At 61.1% G+C, this 24,554-nt stretch carries 20 protein-coding genes; 4 read left to right on the top strand and 16 right to left on the bottom strand.

The window, feature by feature from the left end; translation table 11 throughout:
- Positions 1 to 338: 338 nt before the first annotated feature.
- On the bottom strand, positions 339 to 584 hold the full coding sequence (locus tag IH404_RS01615; protein ID WP_005783577.1) for a DUF2789 domain-containing protein: 246 nt from the start codon (positions 582 to 584) through the stop codon (positions 339 to 341).
- Positions 585 to 617: 33 nt separating this feature from the next.
- Positions 618 to 2,198, bottom strand: a complete 1,581-nt coding sequence (locus IH404_RS01610) for a glycosyltransferase family 39 protein (protein ID WP_005783576.1) — start codon at positions 2,196 to 2,198, stop codon at positions 618 to 620.
- Positions 2,199 to 2,377: 179 nt separating this feature from the next.
- Here IH404_RS01610 and IH404_RS01605 point away from each other — a divergent pair, with 179 nt between their 5' ends.
- The 4 genes from IH404_RS01605 to IH404_RS01590 all read left to right on the top strand — a co-directional run bounded on the left by IH404_RS01605 (position 2,378) and on the right by IH404_RS01590 (position 6,168).
- Entirely contained in the window at positions 2,378 to 4,540 is a 2,163-nt protein-coding gene (locus tag IH404_RS01605) for an outer membrane assembly lipoprotein YfiO (protein ID WP_194439712.1), read from the top strand.
- On the top strand, positions 4,537 to 5,241 hold the full coding sequence (locus IH404_RS01600) for a DUF3142 domain-containing protein (protein ID WP_005783572.1): 705 nt from the start codon (positions 4,537 to 4,539) through the stop codon (positions 5,239 to 5,241). Before IH404_RS01605 ends, IH404_RS01600 begins: the two co-directional genes overlap by 4 nt.
- 108 nt (positions 5,242 to 5,349) lie before the next feature.
- Positions 5,350 to 5,709 carry a helix-turn-helix transcriptional regulator gene (locus IH404_RS01595; RefSeq protein ID WP_005783571.1) on the top strand — a complete coding sequence of 120 codons (360 nt, stop codon included), beginning with the start codon at positions 5,350 to 5,352 and terminating at the stop codon, positions 5,707 to 5,709.
- Between the two features lie 114 nt (positions 5,710 to 5,823).
- On the top strand, positions 5,824 to 6,168 hold the full coding sequence (locus IH404_RS01590) for a HipA domain-containing protein (protein WP_232289400.1): 345 nt from the start codon (positions 5,824 to 5,826) through the stop codon (positions 6,166 to 6,168).
- A gap of 76 nt (positions 6,169 to 6,244) precedes the next feature.
- On the opposite strand, the gene IH404_RS01585 is transcribed toward IH404_RS01590, so the two are convergent.
- From IH404_RS01585 to IH404_RS01520, 14 genes are all read right to left on the bottom strand, one after another.
- Positions 6,245 to 8,698 carry a TonB-dependent siderophore receptor gene (locus IH404_RS01585; protein ID WP_194439710.1) on the bottom strand — a complete coding sequence of 818 codons (2,454 nt, stop codon included), beginning with the start codon at positions 8,696 to 8,698 and terminating at the stop codon, positions 6,245 to 6,247.
- A gap of 92 nt (positions 8,699 to 8,790) precedes the next feature.
- A complete protein-coding gene (locus IH404_RS01580; RefSeq protein WP_194439708.1) occupies positions 8,791 to 9,741 on the bottom strand; it encodes a FecR domain-containing protein in 951 nt (316 codons plus the stop codon).
- The gene (locus IH404_RS01575; protein WP_005783563.1) at positions 9,738 to 10,247 is read right to left on the bottom strand and encodes a sigma-70 family RNA polymerase sigma factor; all 510 of its coding nucleotides are present in this window, start codon (positions 10,245 to 10,247) and stop codon (positions 9,738 to 9,740) included. The genes IH404_RS01580 and IH404_RS01575 overlap by 4 nt, the downstream gene beginning before the upstream one ends.
- A gap of 73 nt (positions 10,248 to 10,320) precedes the next feature.
- Positions 10,321 to 11,766 (bottom strand): efflux transporter outer membrane subunit, encoded by a 1,446-nt coding sequence (locus IH404_RS01570; protein ID WP_194439706.1) that lies wholly within the window; start codon positions 11,764 to 11,766, stop codon positions 10,321 to 10,323.
- Positions 11,763 to 12,821, bottom strand: a complete 1,059-nt coding sequence (locus tag IH404_RS01565; protein WP_005783556.1) for an HlyD family secretion protein — start codon at positions 12,819 to 12,821, stop codon at positions 11,763 to 11,765. The genes IH404_RS01570 and IH404_RS01565 overlap by 4 nt, the downstream gene beginning before the upstream one ends.
- A 15-nt stretch (positions 12,822 to 12,836) precedes the next feature.
- Entirely contained in the window at positions 12,837 to 14,372 is a 1,536-nt protein-coding gene (locus IH404_RS01560; RefSeq protein ID WP_032878512.1) for an MFS transporter, read from the bottom strand.
- A 227-nt stretch (positions 14,373 to 14,599) separates the two neighbouring features.
- Positions 14,600 to 15,520, bottom strand: a complete 921-nt coding sequence (locus tag IH404_RS01555; RefSeq protein ID WP_005783552.1) for a LysR family transcriptional regulator — start codon at positions 15,518 to 15,520, stop codon at positions 14,600 to 14,602.
- A gap of 60 nt (positions 15,521 to 15,580) precedes the next feature.
- The gene (locus IH404_RS01550) at positions 15,581 to 16,429 is read right to left on the bottom strand and encodes an ABC transporter permease (protein ID WP_005783548.1); all 849 of its coding nucleotides are present in this window, start codon (positions 16,427 to 16,429) and stop codon (positions 15,581 to 15,583) included.
- A gap of 12 nt (positions 16,430 to 16,441) precedes the next feature.
- Positions 16,442 to 17,293 (bottom strand): ABC transporter ATP-binding protein, encoded by an 852-nt coding sequence (locus tag IH404_RS01545; protein WP_005783546.1) that lies wholly within the window; start codon positions 17,291 to 17,293, stop codon positions 16,442 to 16,444.
- Between the two features lies 1 nt (position 17,294).
- Entirely contained in the window at positions 17,295 to 18,320 is a 1,026-nt protein-coding gene (locus IH404_RS01540) for an ABC transporter substrate-binding protein (protein WP_005783544.1), read from the bottom strand.
- A gap of 14 nt (positions 18,321 to 18,334) precedes the next feature.
- Positions 18,335 to 19,219, bottom strand: a complete 885-nt coding sequence (locus tag IH404_RS01535; RefSeq protein WP_194439703.1) for a TauD/TfdA family dioxygenase — start codon at positions 19,217 to 19,219, stop codon at positions 18,335 to 18,337.
- A gap of 213 nt (positions 19,220 to 19,432) precedes the next feature.
- Positions 19,433 to 20,797 (bottom strand): HlyD family type I secretion periplasmic adaptor subunit, encoded by a 1,365-nt coding sequence (locus IH404_RS01530; protein WP_005783540.1) that lies wholly within the window; start codon positions 20,795 to 20,797, stop codon positions 19,433 to 19,435.
- Positions 20,787 to 22,943, bottom strand: a complete 2,157-nt coding sequence (locus IH404_RS01525; RefSeq protein WP_005783538.1) for a type I secretion system permease/ATPase — start codon at positions 22,941 to 22,943, stop codon at positions 20,787 to 20,789. Before IH404_RS01525 ends, IH404_RS01530 begins: the two co-directional genes overlap by 11 nt.
- Before the next feature lie 41 nt (positions 22,944 to 22,984).
- Complete coding sequence (locus IH404_RS01520; RefSeq protein ID WP_005783536.1) at positions 22,985 to 24,340, bottom strand: TolC family outer membrane protein; 1,356 nt, start codon at positions 24,338 to 24,340, stop codon at positions 22,985 to 22,987.
- Positions 24,341 to 24,554 lie beyond the last annotated feature (214 nt).

Here is a 24,554-nt window from a genome sequence, read left to right as displayed (position 1 = left end):
CTAACTATTAATATGGTGGAGGGGCGAGTCTTCGTCAAGTTTTGAAACAATTTCTCGATGGATGGAGCGATTCAGCGGCCACACCGCCGGGCGAATGTGGGAGGGGCTTGCTCCCGATTGCGATGGGCCAGCCACAGATGCATTTACTGACACGCCCTCATCGGGAGCAAGCCCCCTCCCACATTTGGATCAGCGTCGGATGCCCGGGCTATTTTTCAGCCCAAGGGACTGATGGAGATGGGCATAACCAACCAAAGACATCGCGTAACCTCAGAAAAAGCTCACTGAAGCGATTAAAGCCCAGATTTTTTCAAGTTTTAGCGTAACGGCTAAGTTTTTTACACCCCTCGCCCACCCCGCAACATCAGGTTCAACTCATCCACCACCTCCGCCCAATCCGCATCCTCCAGAATTTCCTCACGCAAAAACGCCTTCTGGCTATCTGTCCAGAAGAACGCCTCCGCCAATTTCAACTCCGGCTTGAGCGGCGAATGAGCGGCCACAAACTGATCAATGCTGACCGGGTCATCTTCCAACCCAAGCTGTTTGAACAATGACGGCAAGCTATGCACTGGCGATTCCATGATGAACTCCTGAGGGTGAAGGGTTAACCGAGTCTAGCGGCAACCCTCGGGCTGCGGTGCTGGCACGTTGCACAGCACGAACAGACGCGCCCGCGCGCCACCGCCGTCCTGGCGACTGAGTTCGTGCCAGCCTTGCGGCAGCGGGGCAAAGTCGTCGGGGGCTTCGTTGCTGCTGATCAGCCATACGCGCCGGGTGGTGGCCGGCAACGCCGATAGACGGTCGAGATAGATTCGCCCGCCATCCTGATCCACCAGCGTGCCGAAGCCATAGGCATTCGGTCGTGTCGAGGTGCCGTCGGGTTTTGGCGGGGTGTAGAGCTGAAGTTGCGCGTCGGTCTGGTCGTAATACACGTAGCTCAGATACCACATCATGTCGCTGAGGACGATGCGGTCGTCTTCCTGGTAATTGCGATTGACGAACTCCACCGGCACGTTGAATTGGTCGTGCTCATCTACCTCGAAGTTGTTCTTCAGGCCCAGCAGTTCCATGCCCACAAACAGCACCCACAGCGCTGCGCCCAGCCATGACAAGCGTGACGGCAAGCGGTCAATGGCAAGCGCCAGGACGATCGGCAAACCCAGGGCATACACCGTGAGGTAGCGCTCGATAAAGACCGGCGAGATAAACGACACGCCATACACCAACAGCAACGGCAACAAGAAAAACAACGCCGGCAAACGCGCTGCCGGGTGGCGCCAGGCCGTCATCCACACCACCGCGACCAGCAGCAGCGGAAATATCCAGAACAGCGGCGCCCACAAGTCAGCGCCGTCATCCTGCAACACGAACTGCCAGATCATCGAGGGCACAGACAGCAGGTTGACCGGCTCTTCCCAGCCGATGTCGCCGCCCACCTTGAGCTGGTCGACATGCTGCACCAGGTCCAACAGGTTCGGTAGCCAAGGCAGGTACAACAACACGATCGCCACGTTGGCCGCCCACCATGCAGGCCGCGTTATCAAACGTTGGCCTGGCGCCTGCATTCCCAGATAAGCCCAATGCACCAGCACGCACAGCGCGGTGAAGTAATGCGTGTAAAAACCGGCACTCATCAACAGCACATAGACGGCCAGGTAACGCGTGCGCTCGGGCTGACGCATCCAGTACACCAGCGCCAGCGTGGCGCCCAGCAGCCACACGCCCAGCAGCGAATACATGCGCACTTCCTGGCTGTAGCGCACCGCCGTCGGCAACAGCGCCAGCAGGATGCCCGCCAGCACCGCCGCGCGCCGGGTGGACAGTTGCCGCGTCAGCCAGATGCCCAAGCCAACCACGGCTACGCCTGGCAGCGCGCTCATGCTGCGAATGGACCCGATGCTGTCGCCGAACACTTCGATCCAGCCGCGCAGCAGGAAGAAATACAGCGGCGGATGCACATCATGGGCCGCGTGAAACCACAGGTCGGCCATGGCGTATTCACTGAGCAGCAGGCTCGACCCTTCATCGCCCCAGATTGCCGCCGAGGTGAGGTGGTAAAACCGCAGGGCCATGGCCAGCGCCAGGATCGGTACCCACCAGAGACGGCTGAGCCGACCAGCACCTTGCCAGGTCAGGCGCTGCAAGGCTGGCAGCGCTCCGGCTTTTTCGTTTTGCTCAACCACAGACCGACGCACTTCAATACCCCTGGCATTAGCTCGCTTGCCTGAGCGCAAACACCGCCACTCTAGGACAAAAGCCCAGGCTTCGCCGCTGGAATCGGACAAATCGGTATTTTGCGTAGGACCTCACCGAAGCACCGCTCAGAACAGGCTATTATTGGGGCCCTCCAAGGACTCAGGATCAAGGACACGTCATGCGCATCGGTTTTTTGTCACCTCTGGCACTGGCCCTGCTGGCCGGTATTTCCCTACAGGCCCAGGCCAGTTCCGACGATTCATGCTACCCCGACTGGCGCGTCTCGCGTGACAGCCTCGAACCGTGCAGCAACCAGCCCTTTCTCAGCCCGGGCAACGACAGCCGGGTCAACCTGCGCCTGTTGCTGGCCGACAAAAAAGCCGCGCCGCTGACGCCCAATGCCTTGGGCGAAGACGATTTGGCCCAGGGTTTCGGCCCGGTGCCGTTTCCGGTGTATCGCCTGGTGCCGGTGCCGGCCGCGAATGATGAGCCCGATAACAAAGCGGACGATTCACGCACGGCCGAACTCGACACCCTGCTCCAACCGCTGGGCATCAAGCGCGAGGAATACAAGACTGCCGGTGAAGCGTTCCTGAATGGCGAAGGCAGCCGCTGCCGCAGCAACAGCGATGACAGCGCCACGGCGTTTATCAGTCAGGTGATCAAAGCCGATATGCCGCCAGCCGAGCGCGACGTGCTGGTGAAAGCGCGGTTGCAGTTGCTGACCACCTGTGACTTCACAGGCCAGGTGGTGGACGCGCAGTTGACGCCCTCGGCCAATGCCCAGCTGTTTCGCACTTATCTGCAGGCCGCCGCCGATTTCTACGGCGGTCGCTTCGTTTACGCCGAGCGCGGTTTCGCCGCTGCCTCGACCAGCGAGGTGCCCTGGCTGAAAGAAACCGCGCTGTACATGACCGCACGCACCTCGTTGAACCGGGCCCAGGCCGAAGCCTTCGATGAGTACGGTATGCCGCAACGCGAGCATGTGGATAAGTCTGCCTTGAGCGACGCCGAAGAAGGCTTTCTCGGTTACCTGAAACATTATCCACAAGGCGATTACGTTGCATCCGCCCGTGGCCTGTTGCGCCGCGTGCACTGGCTGGCGAACGACGACGCCAAGCTCGCCGAAGACTTCACCTGGCAATTTACCGAGGCCACTGACGGCCAGCGTAACGTGAGCGTCGACGAGTTGGTTGAAGAAGCCGACCTCAAGTTGCTCATGGTCGGCAACAACTCGGCGAACAGCCCGATGCTGCAAGTGGTCAGCGACCTGATGGCGATGCGCGCCCATACGCCGCCGCTGTTGAGCCGCGAAGACCTCGACAAGCAAAAGGGCACATTCGCCAACGAACCGGCGTTGTTCGACTACCTGCAAGCGGCGTACGCCCTGTACGTCGAGCATCAACCTGATGCTGCCCTCAAGCATCTGCCTGCGGACGTGCCGTCGAACCTCGACTACTTTGCCTTCAGCCAGCAGACCTTGCGCGCCTTGGCACTGGAGGCCAAGCAGGATTGGAAGGGCGCCGAGAGCCTGTGGCTGCAAATGCTACCGCTGGCCAAGCAACCGCTGCAACGCGATCAACTGGAGCTGGCCCTGGCGATGAACTATGAGCGCAGCGGCCAACTGGCCAAGGTGTTCGCAACCGACTCGCCGATCAGCGCCAAGCAAGTGCGCTACATCCTGCTGCGCAACGTCGCCGGGCCCGACCTGCTGCGCCAGCAGATCGCCAACGCCAGCGACCCGACCGAACGCCAGAGCGCGCAATTCGTGCTGCTCTACAAAGACCTGCTGCACCGCCAATTCGCGACCTTTGCCGACGACCTAAAGCAGGCCTCGTTCTCCGAAGAAAAACTCGGTACCAGCCTGGGCTACACCTACACCAGTGGCCAAACCCTGAAGCTGTTCCAGTGGAACGGTGACAAAGCCGAATCCGGCTACGCCTGCCCAAGCATCGCGCAAACCGCCGCGACCTTGCAGGAGGATGCAAAAAACCCGCACGCCTTGAACTGCTTCGGTGAATTCATCCTGCGCAACGGCCTGGACGGTATGCCGTTGGAGCAACCCCGCGCCGCCGGCAGCCTGGGCAGCACCGCCTCGCAGTTCAAGGGTGAAACCTTCTCGCGCCTGGACGGCTACAAACAGGTGATCGCCAACGCCAAAGCACCGAAAACCGACAAGGCGTACGCGTTGTTCCGCGCCATCAACTGCTACGCGCCGGCCGGTTACAACAGCTGCGGGGGTGAAGACGTCGCGCCCGCGGTGCGCAAAGCCTGGTTCCGCCAGCTCAAGACCGGTTTTGCCGATACCCAGTGGGGCAAATCGCTGCAGTACTACTGGTGAAGTCGCTGTGGCTGGGCTTGTTGTTGCTGGCAAGCCCGGCTTTCGGCGCCGTCGACGCCCGCGACTATGACGCTTTCTGGCTGTGGAGTGGTGTCACGCCTCAACCTGTGATCAAGCAGGCAAAAACCCTGTACATCCTGCAAGGCCAGATCAACTCCACACGCCGCGCGCCCCAGCGCGGCGTGCAATTGATCGCCCAAGGCATCAGCGTACCGCGCCTGACCCAAGGCGAAATCTGGGTGGTCTATCGCGCCCACACCTTGCACTGGCCGGAACAGGTCTACACCCAACTGCTCGGCCAGGTGCAACGCTGGCGCGACGCGGGTAACCCTGTGATCGGCATCCAGATCGACTTTGACGCCCGCACCCAGTACCTGCACGAATACGCTGATTTTCTGCGCGACCTGCGCCGGCGTCTGCCTGCCGACCTGCGGTTAAGCATCACCGGCCTGATGGACTGGAGCAGCAACGCCGACCCGGCCGCCATCGCCCAGCTCAAAGGCGTGGTGGACGAAGTGGTGGTGCAGACGTATCAGGGGCGGCACAGCATCCCGGATTACGCGGCGTACCTGCCACGGATGAACCGAATGGGAGTTCCGTTCAAGATCGGTTTGATTCAAGGCGGCGAGTGGGAGGCGCCAGGGTATTTGCAAGGGAATGAGTGGTTTCGGGGGTATGTGGTGTTTTTGCAGAACCCTTGAATCTTCCAAACATTGAAAAAACCGTCTATCAAACCGGTTTTTTTTGAGTGTGGCCTTAGCGGCTTGGATGATATAAGTTGCCCTTACTGCTTTAAGGGGTGATATATCATGCATGAAACAGGCAAGCCATACCCCCACAAAGGGTATATCTCAGAGAGAAGCGCTGAACTGATGAGAGGTATCGGGAACGGTATCGAAATAGCCCGCATTCGTCGCCGGTTGAAAATCTCGACCATATGCAGCCGGGCGGGCATTACACGACAGACGTATCAGCGGCTGAGACAGGGCGAGGCCGGCGTATCCCTCGGCGTGCTGATGAATGTGCTTAGCGCGATGGACCTGGAAGAAGGTATGGCGAGCATTGCGTCACCAGAACTTGACCAGGTTGGGATTACCATGAGCCTGGCCCGTGAGCCTGAGCGAATTCGCACTGAAGGAGAACCCGATGTCCTGGAAGCCGATTGGTAATACCTTCGTCTTTTCAGCTCACTGCGTCGGTGACCCGGTTCCAGTTGGCGAAGTGGCCATGCATGGGAATGGATTCGTTTTTCGCTACGCTAACAGTTGGCTCACGAAGGTAATGTGCTGATCGGCAATAGCGACGACCACCTGAAACAAACCGGACTGCTATTGACCAGCGCTTCGGGCTATTCCCTTGCACCAGTATTTGACGTGTTGCCTCACCCCACGCAACTAGGCTTGCAGGCGTTGATCATCGGGAATGAGGGCAGGGTATCGTCTGTCAGCAACTTGCTGAGTACGCCTGAACGCTTTGGGTTGGGCGCGGAGGAAGCAAGGTCCATCGTCAAGGATATGTATGCCGTCGTGCGAGAAGCCTCCGGCTTTTTCGAAGCGGCAGGCTGTAGCGGTGCCGATGTGCGCATGCTTTCCAATGTGTGTACACGATTTGCAGCGGACCTGGTGTAGGGTCAAAGATCTCGGGCGGCAACAGAGCGCACCTTTGACAGGTGCGCGCCGCGGCAAATATCACGTAAACGCTTAGTTACCAATCGTACGTCAAGCTCGATACCACCGTGCGCCCTTCCCCGTAGTAGCAATCCAGATCACTGGTGCACTGCGAGACGTAGGTCTTGTTGGTGAGGTTCTGCACGTTCATCGCCAGTTTCACGCCTTTGAGCTTGAGCGGCGAGGCGCCCAGGTCGTAGCTCAGGCTCGCATCGTAGACGCTGTAGGACGGTACGTTGAAGGCACCCTCGTAGTAGTCGCCCAGGCTTTGACGGGCATAGCGCACGCCGAGGCCCGCACCCAGGCCAGCCAGCGGTGTGTCACCCAACACGGTGTAGTTGACCCACATCGAGGCGGTGAGCGGGGAAATGCCGGCCGGGTGGCGACCTTGGCGGCCGTCGTTGTCCTTGGTGTACTTGATGTCATTGCGCGACGCCGAGGCAACCACTTCCCAGGCGTCACTCAAGACGGCCTTGGCTTCCAGTTCAACACCCCGCGAGCGCATCGCACCGCTTTGGGTACTGAAGGTGGTGTCTACCGGGTTGGTGGTCAGCACATTGTCCTGGTCCAGTTGGTAAACAGAGGCTTGGATAAAACTCTTTTGGCCAGGTGGCTGGTACTTCACGCCCACTTCGTATTGTTTGCCGGTGGACGGCTCAAACGGTTTTCGATTCGCATCGGTGCCGGCCAGCGGCAAGAAGGACTCTGAATAGCTGACGAAGGGCGATACGCCGTTATCGAACAGATACACCAGGCCAGCACGGCCAGTGAAGGCCTGGTCTTTACTGGCGAAGCGCGTGTCCTGGATCGGTTCTTTGTTCACCACATTGGCCCAGTCGTAGCGGCCACCGAGTACCAGCACCCATTTATCCAGCTTGATCTGGTCCTGCAGATACAGGCCGGTCTGGGTGATGGTGCGGTCCCAGCGGTACGGTTGGCCGAAATTCAGGCGTTGGCCGTACACCGGTTTGAACAGGTCGATAACCGGTGGGTTACGGTCATACAAGCCATGAAACTGCGAGTTGGAATGGTAGTAGTCCAGGCCAACGATGAAGGTATGGGACAACGCGCCCGTGTCGAATTCAGCCTGGGCGATGCTGTCCACGCCGAACACTTTATTGGTCTGCGACCAGTCCACGCCGAAGCGCTGCAGATAGCGTTGGTCCTGCACCCCAGTGTTTGGGTTGGCGACAAAGCGGTAGCCGTGCAACGGCGCGGTGTAGCGGTCGTCGACCTCGGCGTAGCGCGCGTTTTGCTTGAGGGTCCAGACGTCGTTGAGGCGATGGGAAAGCTCGTAGCCCAACACGTATTGCTCGCGGTTGTATTGGTTGACGCCCGGCTCGCCGATAAACACATCGCGCTTGATCTTGCCGTTGGGGTTGTCCCACAGCGTGCCAGACGCCGGCAAGCCTTGGGCTTCGGGCACGCCTTTGTCTTTCTGGTACTGGGCGAACAGGGTCAGGCTGGTGTCGTCGTTGGGCCGCCAGGTGAGGCTGGGGGCGATGAACTGGCGCTTGTTTTCGACGTAGTTGATTTCGTCTTGCGCGTCGTTGGCCAGCCCGGTCAGGCGGTAGAGCAACTGCCCCTCCTCGTCCAGCGGGCCGCTCAGGTCGATGGCCGCGCTTTTGTGTTCGTAGGTGCCAGCCTCCAGCACCACTTGGTGTATCGGGGTTTCGCTGGGGCGCTTGCTGACCATATTGACGATGCCGCCCGGCTGGTTCTGGCCGTAAAGCACAGACGCCGGGCCCTTGAGCACTTCGATGCGCTCCAGGGAATACGGCTCGATCTGCAACGCGCCCCCGGTGCTGCCTCCGCCGTAGGGCAAGTGCAAGCCGTCCAGATACAGCGGCGTGGGCGCGAAACCCCGGGAGGTCGGTTCGTCGAACAACTTGACCCGGTCTGCAAAGCCGCCGGCACTCATTCCGGGTGTGTAAAGCAACGCCTGAGTGACACTCTGGGCGCCACGGGCCTTTATCTCGGCTGCGGTGATCACGTTGATCGTCTGGGGGATTTCCACCAGCGCCGAGTCGGTCTTGCTGCCGGAGGCGCTGCGCTTGGCGACAATGCCGTCCACCGGGCCCCAGGCGCTTTCCTGTTCCTGCCGGCCACTGATCTGCGTCGCGCCCAACTGCAACGCCCCGTCGCCGGAGATAGCCTGCAACGACCAACCCCCCTGGGACTGCACAGCCGCCAAACCGCTGCCCGCCAACAAGCGCTGCAACCCTGAGCCTATGCCGTAACGCCCTTTCAAGCCGGCGCTGTGCTTGCCTTCGGTGAGCGCAGCATCGACCGACAGCAGGATGCCCGAGGCACTGGCGAAACGGTTCAACGCCTGGTCGAGGTTACCCGCCGCAATGTCATAGGTGCGCAGTGCTTCGGTGCTTTCTGCAGCCTGGACCAGGCTGGGCAGCACAGGCATCGTCGCCAGCACGCCGGCAAACAGGCCACGACGCAGAGCGCGGGCCAAGGGTTGGATTGGGTGATGCGACATTGCAGGACTCCCCGTGAGAACGCTTCTTGATTGGCTTTCAAGAGGTATCCCGCACGACGCGCAGAAACCGACAAGCGTCGGCAGAATTTTTTTCAGGCACGCGCCTTGATCGTCACCCAGTAGCGCGTCACAGCCTGCACCCGCACCGGCAAGGAGCGCTCCAGGGCCGAAAGGATCGCGTCGGTATCGTTGAGCGGGAACACGCCGGTCAACAGCAGGTTCGATACCGCTTGGTCACAGCGCAACAGGCCCGGGCGATAGCGGCTCAACTGCGCCACGAACTCGCCCAGCGGCTGGCGCTCGGCAACCAGACGATGTTCGGTCCAACTGCTGGCATTGGCGCCCACCGCCGGCAGCGCAGCGCTTTGGTGCGCGTTGAACCACAGGCTGTCACCGGCATTCATTTGAATCGCCGTGCCATGCAGCGGCGTAACCCGCAGGCGGCCTTCGTAGAGGTCGACGCGACTGCCGTCGGGCAGTTCGCGCACGGCAAAGCGTGTGCCCAAGGCCTGCACATCACCGGCAGGCGTTTCGACGATCAACGGGCGGGAGGGATCGTGGCCGCTGGTCAGCAGCACTTCGCCACGGATCAAGCGGATACGCCGTTCGGTGGCGCTGAAACGCAGGTCCACGGCGCTGTCGCTGTTGAGGTCCAGTAGCGTGCCGTCGCTCAACGTGACGTGGCGAATTTCGCCCGTGGCCGTGCGGTGCTCGGCCAAGGCGGCCTGCCAGGGTTCACTGCGCTGGACCAGATAACTGCTGCCCCCGGCCACCAACAGCAAACCGAGCAACTTCAGCGCGGCGCGGCGCTGGGTATCCGGGGTGTCGCGCAACACGGCGCGAGCGCTGTCGGCGGGCACGCCGCCAAGGGTGTGTTGCAACTGCTGCAAGCGCTGCCAGGCGCGGCGGTGTTCCGGATCGGCCGCCTGCCATTGGGCAAATGCCTGGCGTTGTTCCCCTTGCAGTTCGCCGCCCCATTGCAGCATCAGCCACTCGCTGGCTTGCTCGACAATCGCCGGCGCGATGGGCGCATCGTGATTCATTCTTCGTAGACCACCTGGTAACAGGCGACGATCGCGCGGGTCATGTACTTCTGTACCGAGCTGACGGTGACGCCCAGGCGCTCGGCGATCTGCGCATAACTCAAGCCTTCGAACTGCGCGAGCAAAAATGCGCGGCGCACATTGTCAGGCATGTGGTCGAGCATGGCGTCGATCTGCATCAGGGTTTCGAGGATCAGTGCGCGGGTTTCCAGGGACGGCGACTCGGGCTCGGGCAGGTGCGCGATGCTTTCCAGGTAGGCGCGCTCGATACGCAGGCGCCGCCATTGATCGATCACCAGGTTGCGCGCGATTTGTGCCAAGTAACTGCGGCTTTCCTTGTCACCCGGAAAACGCCCGGACACCAACAGGCGCAGGAAGGTGTCCTGCGCCACATCGGCGGCGTGTTCGCGGTCGCCCAGGCGCCTGCGCAACCAGCCTTGCAGCCAGCCGTGATGGTCGCGGTACAAGATGTGAAGCTGTTGCTGGCCGTCAGTCGCGATGCCCATGAAAAGCTCAGAGTGTTATTGAGAGCAATTATCATTACATCTTATTTGGCGGCTGACAAAAACTCTTTGTCGCTCAGCGCCCGGCGGTCTGCAACGGATACACCGACTCCCACCCTCCTCCCAGCGCCTTGTACAAGCCGACCATGGCCAGTGACACGCCGGTGGAGCTTTCCACCCACTGCTCCTGCGTCGCCAGCAATGCGCTTTGCACGGTGAGTACGTTGACGAAATCCGCCACGCCTTCGACGTACTGATGTTGCGCGGTGGTCAGCGCGATCTGATTCTGGCGCACCGCTTCGGCCAGGCTGTCGCGGCGCAGTTGGCTGGCGTTGTAGCGGGACAATTGATCGTCGATTTCATGCCAGGCGCGCAGCACGGTTTGCTGGTAGGCCACAGCGGCTTCCTGTTGTTGGGCCTCGCGCAAATCCACCATGCCTTGCAGGCGCCCGCCGTTGAACAGCGGCAGGCTCAATTGCGGGCCGAAGGCAAAGGCGCGGGAACCCCAGGAGCCGAAATCCGAGAGTTGCATGGCTTGGGAGCCGAGGCTGCCCGTCAAGGTGATACGCGGGTAGAAATCGCCCTTGGCGACGCCGATGCTGGCGGTGGCGGCGTGCAGGCGCGCTTGCGCCTGGCGAATGTCTGGGCGCCGTTCAGCCAACTCCGAAGGCAGGCCGATCGCGACCTGGCGCTGGGTTTGCGGTACGGGTGCATCCTTGGACAGCTGCGTGTGCAGGGCCTGGGGTGGCTCGCCCATCAGCAGGCTGAGGGCGTTGATCAGTTGGTCCTGGCGCTGTTGCAAATCCGGCAGACGCGCTTCGATGGCCGCGACCTGGGCGGCGGCTTCGGCCACGTCCAGGTCGGTCGCAACACCATCGGCCAGACGCAGTTGCGAGAGCTTGAGGCTGTGGCGGGCGACGTCGAGGTTTTGCTCGGTGACGGCACGGGTGTTCTGCACGCCGCGCAGTTGGATATAGTCCTGGGCGGTCTCGGCCAACACCGACAACAGCACGGCACGACGGTCGTTTTCGGCGACTTCCAGCGTGGCGTCGGCTGCTTCGGTTTCACGCTTGACCCGGCCCCAGAAATCCAGCTCCCAAGAGGCCGAGAAGCCCATGTCCCATTGGTTGAAGGCCGCGCGGCCGTTCTCGCCCGAAGGGTCGTTCAAGCCTTTGCCACTGTTACGTTTGCGCTGGTAGCCGCCACCCGCATCGACATTGGGGTAACGCTCGGCGGTGGTCACCTGGCGTACGGCGCGGCTCTGTTGCAGGCGGCTGCTGGCCAGTTTCAAGTCGAGGTTATCGCTGAGGGCGCGGCGTGTCAGGGCGGAAAGCTGCGCGTCGTGGAACACGTCCCACCAGCGCTCCTGCAAGGGATCGCTGACGGCACGGCTGGCAGCTTGTCGGCCCTGGGGTTCGCTCCACTGATTGATCTGCGGGCTCTCGGGCCGCTGGAAGTCGGGGCCGACCGTGCAGGCACTCAGGCTGATCAGGCTCAAGGTGAGCCAGGCGACGTGTTTCATTGCTGGGCCACCTCGCGCTGTTGCGCGACCGGCCGCGTATCGACGCTGGCTTCCACCGACATACCGACGCGCAGGCGCTCGGTCAATGGCTGGTTCGGCTCAAGCACGATCTTCACCGGAATACGCTGCACCACCTTGGTGAAGTTGCCGGTGGCGTTGTCCGGTTTGACCGAGGCAAAGGTCACCCCCGTGGCCGGCGCCAGGCTTTCCAGATGGCCTTTGAGCAGTTCGCCGTCAAGGCTGTCGACGCTGACCTGCACCGCTTGCCCCGCGTGCATATGCGACAGTTGCGTCTCCTGGAAGTTGGCCACCACATAGGCCTCGGCCAGCGGCACGACCGCGAGGATCTTGCTGCCCGGCGTCACATAGGCGCCGACCCGCACCGCTCGCTCGCCGACCATGCCATCGACCGGCGCGACAATGCGCGTGTAGGACAGCTGATAACTGGCCATTTCCAACGCCGCCTGGGCGCGCTTGAGCCCACCTTCGGCGGCGTCACGCTGGGCGGTGAGGATTTCCACCTGCTTGCGTTCGGCGGCCAGCACTGCGGTGGATTTAGCCAGGCGTGCGGTGGCCTGGTCGATACGGGTCTTGGCTTGTTGGGCGTTCTGCACGGTACCTGCGCCGACGCCAGCGAGGTGGTTGTAGCGGTTCAGTTCGTGTTCGGCGAAGGCGACTTCGGCGCGATCCGCCGCGACGGTGGCTTGGGCCTGGGCGATCACCGAGCTCTGGCGCTCCAGGGTCGCGCTGGCGTTTTTCAACTGGGCCTGGGCGACCAAGGTGTCGGCATCGGCGGCCTGGGCGGCGGCGCGAAAGTCGCGGTCGTCGATCAACGCCAACAGTTGGCCGGCCTTGACGCGCTGGTTGTCTTCTACCAGCACTTCCTTGATGAAGCCCGCCACCCGCGGCGCCACCAGGGTGAAGTCGGCGGCGACGAAGGCGTCGTTGGTGGTCTGGCGCTTGCTGCCCAGTACCCCCGGCGCAACCAGGTAAACCAGCACGCCGACGGCAAATACAGCAATAACGGAGACGGCAATTTTGTCTTTGCGTTTCATGGAAAGTCCTTGTGGTCAGGCCGGAGCGCGAGGCGGATAGATCCGCGTGGGCATCCAGAAAATCAGCAGGATCAACGCCACCGCGACACCGGCCATGACGACGTAAAGATCCGAAGAGGTCAGCACCACGGTCTGCTCGTGCAAGCGGTGGGCGAGGCCTGGCGCCTCAGTGTCGGCCAGGGGTGAATTGCCGAGGCGGTCCACCAACATGGTTGAATGGAAATGCCCGCGCTGGGTGGTCAATGTATCCAGCACCGCAGTGGCGATCACAGCGGCCAGGCCCTTGACGGTATTGAACCAGGCCGAAGCGAACGGCCCTTCGATGGGTTGAATACTGCCGGTGGACAACATCAGCAGTGGCAACACGGCCATCGGCTGGCCGAAAATCTGCAACAGGTACCAGCCATAAAAATCGTCGCGGATCCACGCCGAGGTCAGGTGTGAACTGCCGATGCAGCACAGCACCAACATGCCAAGGCCAATCCCCAGCACCCAGCGACAATCGACCCAGCGCAGGTTGCACAACGCCGCCACCAACGGCAACGCGATCAATTGCGGCAACGCCATCAGCAGCATCACCGGCGCAGTTTGCAGCGGCCGGTAACCCTGGACCTGGGCAAGGAAACTGGAGGGGATGATGATCACCGAGGTCAGCACCATCAGCACGCCTGCCAGCACGATCAGGGCGAAGGCCAGGTTGCGCAGGCCGAGCATCTGCAATTTGAAGAAGGGTATTGGCTGCGACCATTCGTTGAGCATGAACAACACCAGCAAGAGCGTGCCGCCACACAACAGGAAGGTGATCAGGCCCGACTCGAACCAATCCAGGCGATTGCCCTGCAACAGCCCGATCACCAACATGCAGATAGCCGGAAAGCCCAGCAGCAGGCCGCGCCAGTTGAACTGTTTGAAACGCTCCAGGCGCAGCGGGTCCTGCGGTATGCCATAGGCCACGGCGACCATCGCCAGCAGGCACGGCGCGACGATTTGCCAGAACGCCCACTGCCAGCCGACGTATTCGGTCCACAACGCCGCCAGCGGGGTACCCAGGCTCGGGCCGAAGGTGGCGGTCAGGGCGTAGCCGGCCAGGCCATACAACTTGACGTTGGCGGGCAGGAAACGCAGTGCCACGGTCATCAGCATCGGCGGCAGCGCGCCACCGGCCAGGCCTTGCACGGTACGCAGCAGCAGCAGGCTTTCGTAGTTGGGTGCGAACGGGCAAAGAATGCCCAGTACGGTGAACAAGCCGATGGCGCACAGCGTGAAACGGCGCAGGGAAAACGTCACCGAACACCACGGCGCAAAGGCCATGGCCGCCACGGACGTGGCCGTGTAGGCGGCGACCAGCCAGGTGCCTTCATCAAAGCCGATGTACAGCGCGCCGCGGATATCGGCGAGGGCCACCTTGGTGACCATCTCGTTGAGACCGGACACCAGCACCGCCAACAACACGCCGACCAGGCCGATGATGATGCGCGGGCCGAACACGGGCGGGGCCGGGGCAACAGGTTTGGCTGCGGCCTGAAAAGCGGGGGCAGCGAGGGATGTCATGAACAGGTAACTCGGAATGAGAAATACCTGAGCAGTTTAATCAGGCACATGCATGACAAAAAGTGACTTATTGGTAGGTTATAAGTGCGCCAGACGCAACTTCGGGCATCACCACTTAACCTTGTGGGAGCTAGCTTGCCTGCGATCGCGGTGGGTCAGACAACACATTTTTCACCTGGCAGGCCGCTATCGCAGGCAAGCCAGCTCCCACATTGACCGCGTTGGCTTTATACCGGTTGAGCTTCCAGCCAGGTGGCGTGGCAACTCTCGCGCATGGTTTCACGCAGCCATTTGTGCGCGGGGTCTTTGTCAAAACGCGGGTGCCAGGATTGGGCCAATACCAGGGTCGGCAAGGAGATCGGCAGCGGGAATGCACGCAATGGCAGGTTCAGGCGTTTGGCGCTCAGGAGCGCTTCCTTGGGCACCGGCATGATCAGGTCGGATTCCGGCAACATGAACATGGCACCGTGGAAGCCCGGCGCGATCATCGCCACGCGGCGCTCCAGGCCCTGCTCGTTCAGCGCGGTGTCGATCGGCCCGCGGGCGATGCCGCGGCGCGAGATACTGATATGGGAATAGCTGGCAAAGCGTGCGGCGGTGATCTCTTCGTCGAACAGTGGGTGATCTTGTCGCGCCAGGCCGACGAAGGTGGTGGAGAACAGGTTCTGCACCTTCACTTCGGGGCTGACCGGCATGGTGTTGCTCACACGCAGATCCAGGCGCCCTTCGCGCAGGGCTTCGTCGTCGGTGTCGCCTTCAGGCACAAAACGCAGCTCGCACAGCGGGGCCACGCGCTCCATGGTGTCGAACAACCGACCGCCATATACGCCGATGAAAAAGTCATTGGCGCGTACGCTGAAGCGGCGGCGCAAGGTACTCAAATCGACTTGATCCGCCGAGCGAAACAGCAACGCCGCCTGCTCCACCACATTGCGTACCTGGCCTTGCAGCTCAAGCGCCTTGGGCGTGGGCACCAGGCCGCGGCCGGCACGTACCAGGATCGGGTCACCGACAGCTTCACGGATACGCGTGAGGGTACGGCTCATGGCCGCCGGGCTGAGGTTCATGCGCCGTGCGGCGCCGACCACACTGCCCTCGTCGAGCAACGCATCAAGGGCGACCAACAGGTTCATGTCTGGTAATTGCATGCCAAGCACTCGTGATCTGTGGGGAGTGAACTGGGTGCAATCGTAGCAGGGATCGACGGTTCAGCGCTGCATGCCCCAGCGTTTCACCGTCAACCGTTCGAAGGTGTTGAACACCAGGTTTTCTACCAGCAAGCCAATCAGGATCACCACGGCCAAACCGGCAAAGACCTTGTCGGTGTACAGCTCATTACGGTTCTGGAAGATATACCACCCCAGCCCGCCCTTGCCGCTGGTGGCGCCGAATACCAGCTCCGCGGCGATCAGCGTACGCCAGGCAAATGCCCAACCGATCTTGAGCCCGGCCAGGATCGACGGCAGCGCCGCCGGGATCAGGATGAACAGTACGAAGCGCATGCCCTTGAGGCCATAGTTACGACCGGCCATGCGCAGGGTTTCGGATACGCCGAGGAACCCCGAATAGGTGTTGAGCGCCAGAGCCCACAACACCGAATGCACCAGCACAAAGATCAGGCTGTTCTGCCCCAGCCCGAACCACAGCAGCGCCAACGGCAGCAACGCGATAGCCGGCAGCGGGTTGAACATCGAGGTCAACGTACTGAGCAAGTCGCGACCCAACTGGGTCGACACCGCCAGTGTGGTCAAGGCAAACGCCAGCACGATGCCGATCAGGTAGCCCTTGAGCAGCACCGCCAGCGAGATACTGACTTTGCTGAGCAACTCGCCGCTGAGCAGGCCATCGAACAGCGCCTGGAAGGTCTGCAAAAAGCTCGGCAGCAGCAGGTCATTGTTCTGGTAGCGGGCGACCACTTCCCAAATGATGGCGAGCACGATCAGGATCAGGCCCTTGCGCAGCCAGCCTTGTTGCCACAGACGCTGGCGAAACGGCAGCTCGCGTTCCACAGGGACGCTGAGCAATGGTTCGAGGGTTACTTCAAATTCCTGGCGCATACGTCGGCCCCTTCAATAAGCGATGCGAATATCAGCGAAGCCCAACTCGCGTTCGGCCTCGGCCGCTTCATCGAACAGCAGGCGATGAATACGCCGCGCCGACGCCTGGAATTCCACACCGCCGAGGCTGTGCAGGTCGTATTGATGGCTGTGGATTTCGGCACGCACGCGCCCGGGGTGAGGCGATAGCAACAGGATGCGATTGCCCACCACCAGTGCTTCCTCGATGGAGTGGGTGACGAACAACAGGGTGAAACGCACCTCCTCCCAGAGCAGCAGCAATTCCTCCTGCATCTTGCGTCGGGTCAGGGCGTCGAGGGCGGCGAAGGGTTCGTCCATCAGCAGGATTTTCGGTTGCATGGCCAACGCGCGAGCTATCGCCACACGGGCCTTCATGCCGCCGGAAAGGGTGTGAGGGTAGGCGTCGGCGAAAGCACTCAGGCCAACTTTATCGAGATAGTGCAGCGCACGTTCCTCGGCTTCAGGGCGCCTCAGGGTTTTAGAAGCCAGCAGCGGGAACATCACGTTCTGCTTGACGGTTTTCCACGGCGGGAGCTGGTCGAACTCTTGGAACACCACGATACGATCCGGGCCGGGTTGTTCGACCTTCTGCCCCAGCAAGCGAATCTCGCCCTCGCAAGGCTTGATAAACCCGGCGATGGACTTGAGCAAGGAGGACTTGCCGCAGCCCGATGGACCCAGCAAGACGTAGCGGTCCGCCGGGTCGATCTTGAAACTGACCTGATGGGTGGCCCGCACAACGCGCTCAGGGGTGCGGTATTCAAGGCTGACGTGGTCCACGGCCAAGAGTGGCTCGGCGGTGTTCAGGCTGCTGGCCGTGTGGCCTTGCAAAAGCGCGTTCATATCAGCTTCCTTGCAAGGGCTTGGCGTCCTGGAAGAAGTAGTCCTTCCAAGATTCAGGCTTGTTCTTGATGGCGCCCACGCGATAGAGGAATTCGGCCAGCGGGTAGGTGTTTTTCGGGGTGACGCTGAATTCGAACTGCGGGTTGTCGATGATTTTCAGCAGTTCGGCACGGTCGATCTTGGCCTTGGTGACACGAATGTAGGTGTCAGCCGCCGCGCCTTTGTCGTTCTGGGCGAATTGCGCAGCTTCGGTCAACGCTTCGACAAATGCCGCGTAGGTTTTCGGATTGTCTTTGCGGAATTTTTCGGTGGCGAACAGCACCGTCGGAGAATTCGGGCCCAACAAGTCATAGGTGTTCAGCACCACATGCACGTTAGGGTTGCTCAGGGCCTGGTTCTGGAACGGCGGGTTGGAAAAATGCCCGGTCAACTCGGTACCGCCGGCGATCAACGCTGCGGTAGCGTCAGGATGCGGGACGGCGACGGTGTACTTGTCGAGGCGATTGAATTCCTTGTCACCCCACTGTTTGGCTGCGGCGTATTGCAGGAAGCGCGACTGCACCGACACCCCCACAGCCGGCACCGCAATACGGTCTTTTTCGGTGAAGTCGGCGATAGTTTTGACCTTGGGGTTATTGCTGATCAGGTAATAGGGGAAGTTACCCAGGGAGGCCACAGCCTTTACGTTCTGCTTGCCGTGAGTACGGTCCCAGATGGTCAGCAAAGGGCCGACGCCGGCCCCGGCGATGTCGATGGAGCCGGCCAACAAAGCGTCGTTGACGGCTGCGCCGCCAGACAACTGGGTCCAGTCGACCTTGATGTCGATGCCCTCTTGCTTGCCGTATTTTTCGATCAGGTTTTGGTCGCGCACCACGTTGAGCAAGAGGTAAACGATACCAAACTGCTCGGCGATGCGAATGTTGCCTTCGGCCTGGGCGGCGGTCGGTGCGATCAGGCTGCCGGCCAATAGGCTGATGCCCAAGCCTATTGTCAAAGCCAAGCGTGCAAATGGAAGACTTCTGGACATGCTCATGCTCCGAATCAGAAAGGCGAATCGCCCTGGATGGTGGTGCGGTACAACTTGCGGCGCAGGTGGCTTGGGCAACCGGCGGCCAGGTGGATCAGCGAGCGGTTGTCCCAGAACACCAGGTCGTGAGGCTGCCACTGGTGGCGGTAGATGTTTTCCGGCAGCACGCTATGGGCATAGAGTTGGGCCAGCAAGTCACGGCTTTCGTCATCGGGCAAGCCGACGATACGAGTGGTGAAGCCTTCGCTGACGAACAACGCCTTGCGGCCGTTTTCAGGGTGGGTGCGCACGACGGGGTGCACCACTTCGGCGACCTGGGCGAGTTGTTCAGGGGTGAGGGTCGGGCGCCAGTTGCCTTCGAATTTGGTTTCGCTGTAGCGCGCCGTGTAGGAGTGCGCAGCACTGCGGCCTGCAACGGCTTTGCGCAGGTGCTCGGGCAATTGCTCCCAGGCTTTGTGCATATCGGCGAACAGGGTGTCACCGCCTTCGGCAGGCAGTTCCTGGGCGTGCAGCATCGAGCCGAGGCTGGGCAGTTCCTTGTACGACAGGTCCGAGTGCCAAAACTTGCCCGCGTCCCCTAGGCCGATGGATTGGCCGTTCTCGATGATGTTGGAGACGATCAGGATTTGCGGGTGGTTGGCCAGCAAGAATTGTTTGAGTACGTGGATCTGCAGCACACCGAAACGGCGGCTGAAGGCGATCTGTTGTTCGGGGGTGATGCGTTGGTCGCGGAACACCACGACGTGGTGGTCCAGATGTGCGCGATGGATACGGGCGAAGTCCTGGTCATTGACCGGGCGGGATAAGTCCAGGCCAATGATCTCGGCGCCGACGCTGCCAGGGAAGGGCCGGATGTCGAAGGTTTGGGTGGTGGTGGGGGCAGCAGCGGTGGCGGACATTGGTTTCACTCCCGGCGGACAGGGGAGTGAATTTATAGGCATAAGAATGGAAGTTTAAATACTGTTAGGGCATATCGATATGGCGTTTGGTTTGAGGTGCTCGGGGATGCTGATGGCCTCATCGGGGGCAAGCCCCCCCACATTTTGATTTGCGAACACATTCAAATGTGGGAGCTGGCTTGCCTGCGATGAGGTCGGTACAGGCGCTGAAGATCAACGCTCGTGCAACGCCTCGGCCCGCGCCTTGATGATCGGCTTGAGCAGGTAGCTGAGGATGCTTTTCTTGCCGGTGATGATGTCCACCGAGGCAACCATGCCCGGGATGATCAGCAACGGCTTCTCATCGGTGCCCAAGTGGCTGCGGTCGGTACGCAGGGTGATCATGTAGTAAGTGGTCTTCTTGTCTTCATCGGTGATGGTGTCGGCACCGATGCGTTCGAGCTTGGCCTTCAGCCCGCCGTAGACGGTGTAGTCATAGGCGGTGAACTTGACCACCGCTTCTTGCCCCGGGTGCAGGAAAGCGATGTCTTGTGGGCGGATCTTGGCTTCCACCAGCAGGGTGTCGTTCAGCGGTACGATTTCGACCATGTCGCTGCCCGGCTGGATCACGCCGCCGACCGTGTTGACCAATAGTTGCTTGACGATCCCGCGCACCGGCGAGGTGACCAGGGTACGGCTGACCCGGTCGTCCAACGCGCGGCCCGTGGACTCGGCCTTGTTCAGTTCAGTGCGAGCCTCGTTGAGCTGGGTCAGGGCTTCACTGCGGAACTTGCCACGGGTTTCGTCGATCTTGCGCTGCACTTCCTTGATCGCCGATTCGGCGCGGGGGATTGCCAGGGTGGTGGCGTCCAGTTGGCCACGGGTTTCCATTTCGGCACGCTTGAGGCGCAACACTTCCACCGGCGATACCGCGCCCTGAGCCACCAGTGGCTCGGACATGTTGATTTCCTGGCGCTGCAGAGACAACTGGCTGCGGTACTGGCCCTGCTTGGAGGTGAACTCGCGCAGTTCCTGCTGGCGCTGTACCAGTTGCTCCTGCAGGCCGCCGACTTCGTCTTTCAGCTGCTGGCGTCGGCTCTCATACAAGGAGCGCTCGTTGGCAGCCTGGCTCGGCGCGGCCTTGAGTACGTCGTCGGGGATGTTCAGTGGGCGATCATCCACCTGCGCACTCAAGCGTTCGACACGCAGTTGCATGGCCAGGCGCAAGGCTTCGGTTTCTCCGGCGTTGGAAACGAACCGAGTGTCGTCGAGGCGAATCAGCGGCGCGCCGGCTTCTACGATCTGGCCTTCCTTGACGTACAGCTCGGCAACGATACCGCCTTCCAGGTTCTGGATTTTCTGCAATTTGGACGATGGAATTGCCTTGCCGTCGCCACGGGTCACTTCGTCGATCTCGGAGAAACCCGCCCAAACCACCAGGAACACGAAAAACCCGATAATCGCCCAGATGGTCAGGCGAATGACGCGCGGGGCATCTTCGATCAGCGCTTTGTTGACCTCGGGCAGGGGCTGGCCCTGCAGCGAGTCGGTGCCTTTGAAATAGCGGCCGACCGCACTCTTGATGGACTTAAGCAACACTGATCTGCCCCTTCTTCAACGCTTCCATGACCACGGCTTTCGGGCCGTCCGCGAGAATCTGCCCACGGTCGACCACCAGCAGGCGGTCCACCAGCGAGAGCAGTGAGGCTCGGTGCGTGACCAGCACCACGGTCTTGTTTTGCACCACGGCTTGCAGGCGTTGTTTCAAGCGTTCTTCACCGGTGTTGTCCATGGCGCTGGTGGGTTCGTCCAGCAGCAGGATGGGCGGGTTGAGCAACAGCGCGCGGGCCAGGGCGACGTTCTGACGCTGGCCGCCGGAGAGGTTCTGACCACGCTCGCCCACTTGCAACTCGTAGCCCTGGGGGTGCAGACGGGCGAATTCATGTACACCGGCCAGCTCGGCGGCTTGCAGGACCATTTCGTCCTCGACGTAGCGCGCACCGCTGACCAGGTTGTCGCGCAGGGTGCCAGCGAGCAATTGGATATCCTGGGCGACGTAGCCAATGTTGTGGCGCAGCTCGCTGACGTCGATCTGGCGCACGTCCACGCCGTCCACCAGCAGGGCGCCGGAGTCGGGCTGGTACAGGCCAACGATCAATTTGGCCAGGGAGCTTTTGCCCGAGCCGCTGCGACCAATGATGCCGATTTTTTCCCCGGGCTTGATCACCAGGTTGATGTTCTTCAGCGCCAGGTTCTGCTGGTTGGGGTAGGTGAAGTTCAGGCCCCGGCATTCGATGGCGCCTTGCAGGGTGCGGCGGCTCATGGGGCGCTCTTCGAAATTGCGCTCTTGAGGCAGCTCCATCATCTGGTCCACCGAGGTCATGGTGACCTTGGCTTGCTGGTAGCGCGTGAGCAGGCCCGACAGCGAAGCCAGCGGGCTCAAGGCGCGGCCACTGAGCATGTAGCAGGCAATCAGGCCGCCCATGCTGAGGTTGCCGTCGATGATCTGGTACACGCCGAATACGATCATGATCACGCCGGCCAATTGCTGGATCAGCAGGGTCATGTTCATCGACAGGCCCGACAGCAACTTCACCCGCAGCTCAAGCCGGCTCAGGGTGCCGATGGTCTGTTCCCAGCCATACTGGCGCTCGCTCTCGGCATTGTTGACCTTGACCGCATCGAGCCCGGCGAGGGTTTCGATCAGGCTCGACTGGCGTTCAGCGGCCAGGGCCATGGTGCGTTCCATGGTGGCTACCAAGGGCTTTTGCAGGGCATAGCCGATGCCCAGGGCAAGCGGAAACGCCAGCACCGGGATCCACACCAGGTGCCCGCCGAGGATGGCGATCACCATAAAGATCAGCAGCGTGAACGGCAGGTCGATCAGGCTGGTGAGGGTCAGCGACGCGAGAAAATCGCGCAGGCTTTGAAACTCATGGATGTTCTGGGCAAAGCTGCCGACCCGCGCCGGGCGGTACTTCATGGACATGCCGACGATGCGTTCGAACAGCGTGGCCGAGATGATCAGGTCGGTTTTTTTACCGGCCAGGTCCAGGCACAGGCTGCGCAGGCTTTTGAGGATCAGGTCGAACAGGTATGCGCCACAGATGCCCACGGCCAACACCCACAGGGTGGCGGTGGCCTGGTTCGGTACGACGCGGTCGTACACGTTCATCACGAACAGCGGCGCGGCCATGGCGATGATGTTGATCAGGAAGCTGGCGGCGATGGCGTCGGTGTAGAGCCAGCGCGAACGCATGAGGGTGTCACGGAACCACGAACGCGCCCGTGGAATCAGGCTGCCGTGGTTGACGTCGAATTTGTGTTGCGGCTGGGCGAAGAAGACCTTGCCGATGTAGTCGTCGGCCAATGCTTCGCGCTTGATCAGCACTTCGCCGCCGTCACTTTCGCTGAGCAGCACCCGCGCCTCATCGTCGCCCTGCCAACCCACCAGCACGGTGCTGCGCCCGTCCTTGAGCAACAGCAGGGCCGGCAATGCAATCGTCGGGATCTGTTCCAGCTTGCGTTGCAACAGCCGGCCTTGCAGCCCGGCCCGCGCAGCAGCACGCGGCAGCAGTTCAGCACTCAGGCGTTGCGAGGGCAGCGGCAGGCCGGTGGTGAGCATGGCCGCGCTGGCAGGCTTCTGGTGCAGTGCGCAGAGCGCCAGCAACCCGTCGAGCAACGGGTCGTCGTGCAAAGCGCGTGGATCATGACTGAGATGAACTCGACCGATTTCAGATTCCACGCGGTGCACTCTCGACTAACAGATGGGGCTATTGGGATGGCTCAATTCATCCCAGGCAGTTGGACTTTAGGTTTCACGTCGTTCTGCACGACGGAGGCCATCGGTGCGACCACTCCCTGGCTCTTGAGCAATTCGCCCATGGTCGCCTTGATTCGGTACTGAGTAAATAACTGAATGTTCTTGATTTCTTCCAGGCGGCGGGAAGCGGTGAACAATTCATTCTCGCTGTCGAGCAAATCCAACAGGGTACGTTGGCCAAGGCTGAACTGCTGCTGGTAGGACGTGCGTACGCGGGTGCTGTGATCCACATACTGCTGGGCGACCGGCAATTGCGCGTTGGCGTTGTTCAAGGCGTTCCAAGCCAAGCCTAGCTCTTCATTGAGTTGGCGCAAGGCGTTGTTGCGAATATCCAGGGCCTGGTTGGCCTGGTAGGACTTCGATTGCAGGTCAGCCTTGTTGCTGCCACCGGCAAACAGATTGAAGCGCATGCGCACCATGGCTTCCCAGCCGTTGCTGTGGTTGGGATCACCGGAGACGTTGTTGTCGGCGTTGGTGCCAAGCTCAGCATCAAAGCGCGGGTAGAAGGTGGACTTGGCGGCTTCGTACTGCTTCTCGGCGGCGGAGATATCCGACTCAGCCGAGCGCAGGACCGGGCTGTTGTCGAGCATCTGGCGACGGGCTTCATTCAGGTCCGCCGGCAGCATGGCCATGAACGGGGCCGGGCGCTCGAGTTGGTCTGGCATCTGGCCTACGGCGCTGAGGTAGTTGACCTGTGCGTCGGCCAGGTTGGTTTGCTCGGTGATCAAGTTGTTGCGGGCCTGGGCCAGGCGCGCTTCGGCCTGGTCCTGGTCGGCACCGTTGCCGACGCCGCGCTCCGTGCGCAACTTGATCTGGTCGTAGATGCGCTCGTGGTTGCGCAGGTTGTCTTCGGCCAGACGCACGAACTCACGGCGGGTCAATACTTCCAGGTAAACCTGGGCAACGGTCAGCGCTGTGCGTTCGGAAGTACCGAGCAAGGAGTAAGCGCGGGAATTAACGTTGGCTTGTTGACGCCCGACTTCGCTGGAGGTAGCGAAACCGTCAAAAATCATTTGTTGCAGGCGCAGGCTGGATTCACCGCGGTTGAGCGTGTCCCAGTGATTGCCGCTGGGGTTGTTGGCGCGGGTAGTGGCGTTGTCAGTCCCTTGACGACCGTAACCGGCGTTCAGGTCGACACGCGGCAGATAACCGCCTTGAGCAGCGCGCAATTGGTAATCGGCGGCGATACGGCTGTTTACACCCGCCTGGATTTCCGGGTGTACATCCAATGCCTGCTGCATGGCTTGGGGCAGTGTCTGGGCTTGTACGAAACTGGCGGCGAGAACGAACGGTATTGCCTTGAACAGGTGCAGACGCATTAAAAAATTCCCCAGGACTTCTTGTCTCAAATCACAGCGATGAGTACCGCTGCGTCGGATAATGGCTACCGTAATGACCGTACGTCGGAAAGTTCAAAAAGCGGAACTGCTTCACACATGTAGGACGGTTCGCCGCATAAATATCAATGTGACATTACAGAGGCGATTGTTTAGGATGGCGACCATAAGGTCAATACTTTGGCACAAACTAGAT

The sequence above is a fragment of the Pseudomonas sp. OST1909 genome (assembly GCF_015277575.1).
GTDB lineage: Bacteria > Pseudomonadota > Gammaproteobacteria > Pseudomonadales > Pseudomonadaceae > Aquipseudomonas > Aquipseudomonas synxantha_A.
Note: the sequence above shows the minus strand (reverse complement) of the source record. Positions and strands in the feature narration are given on the sequence as shown.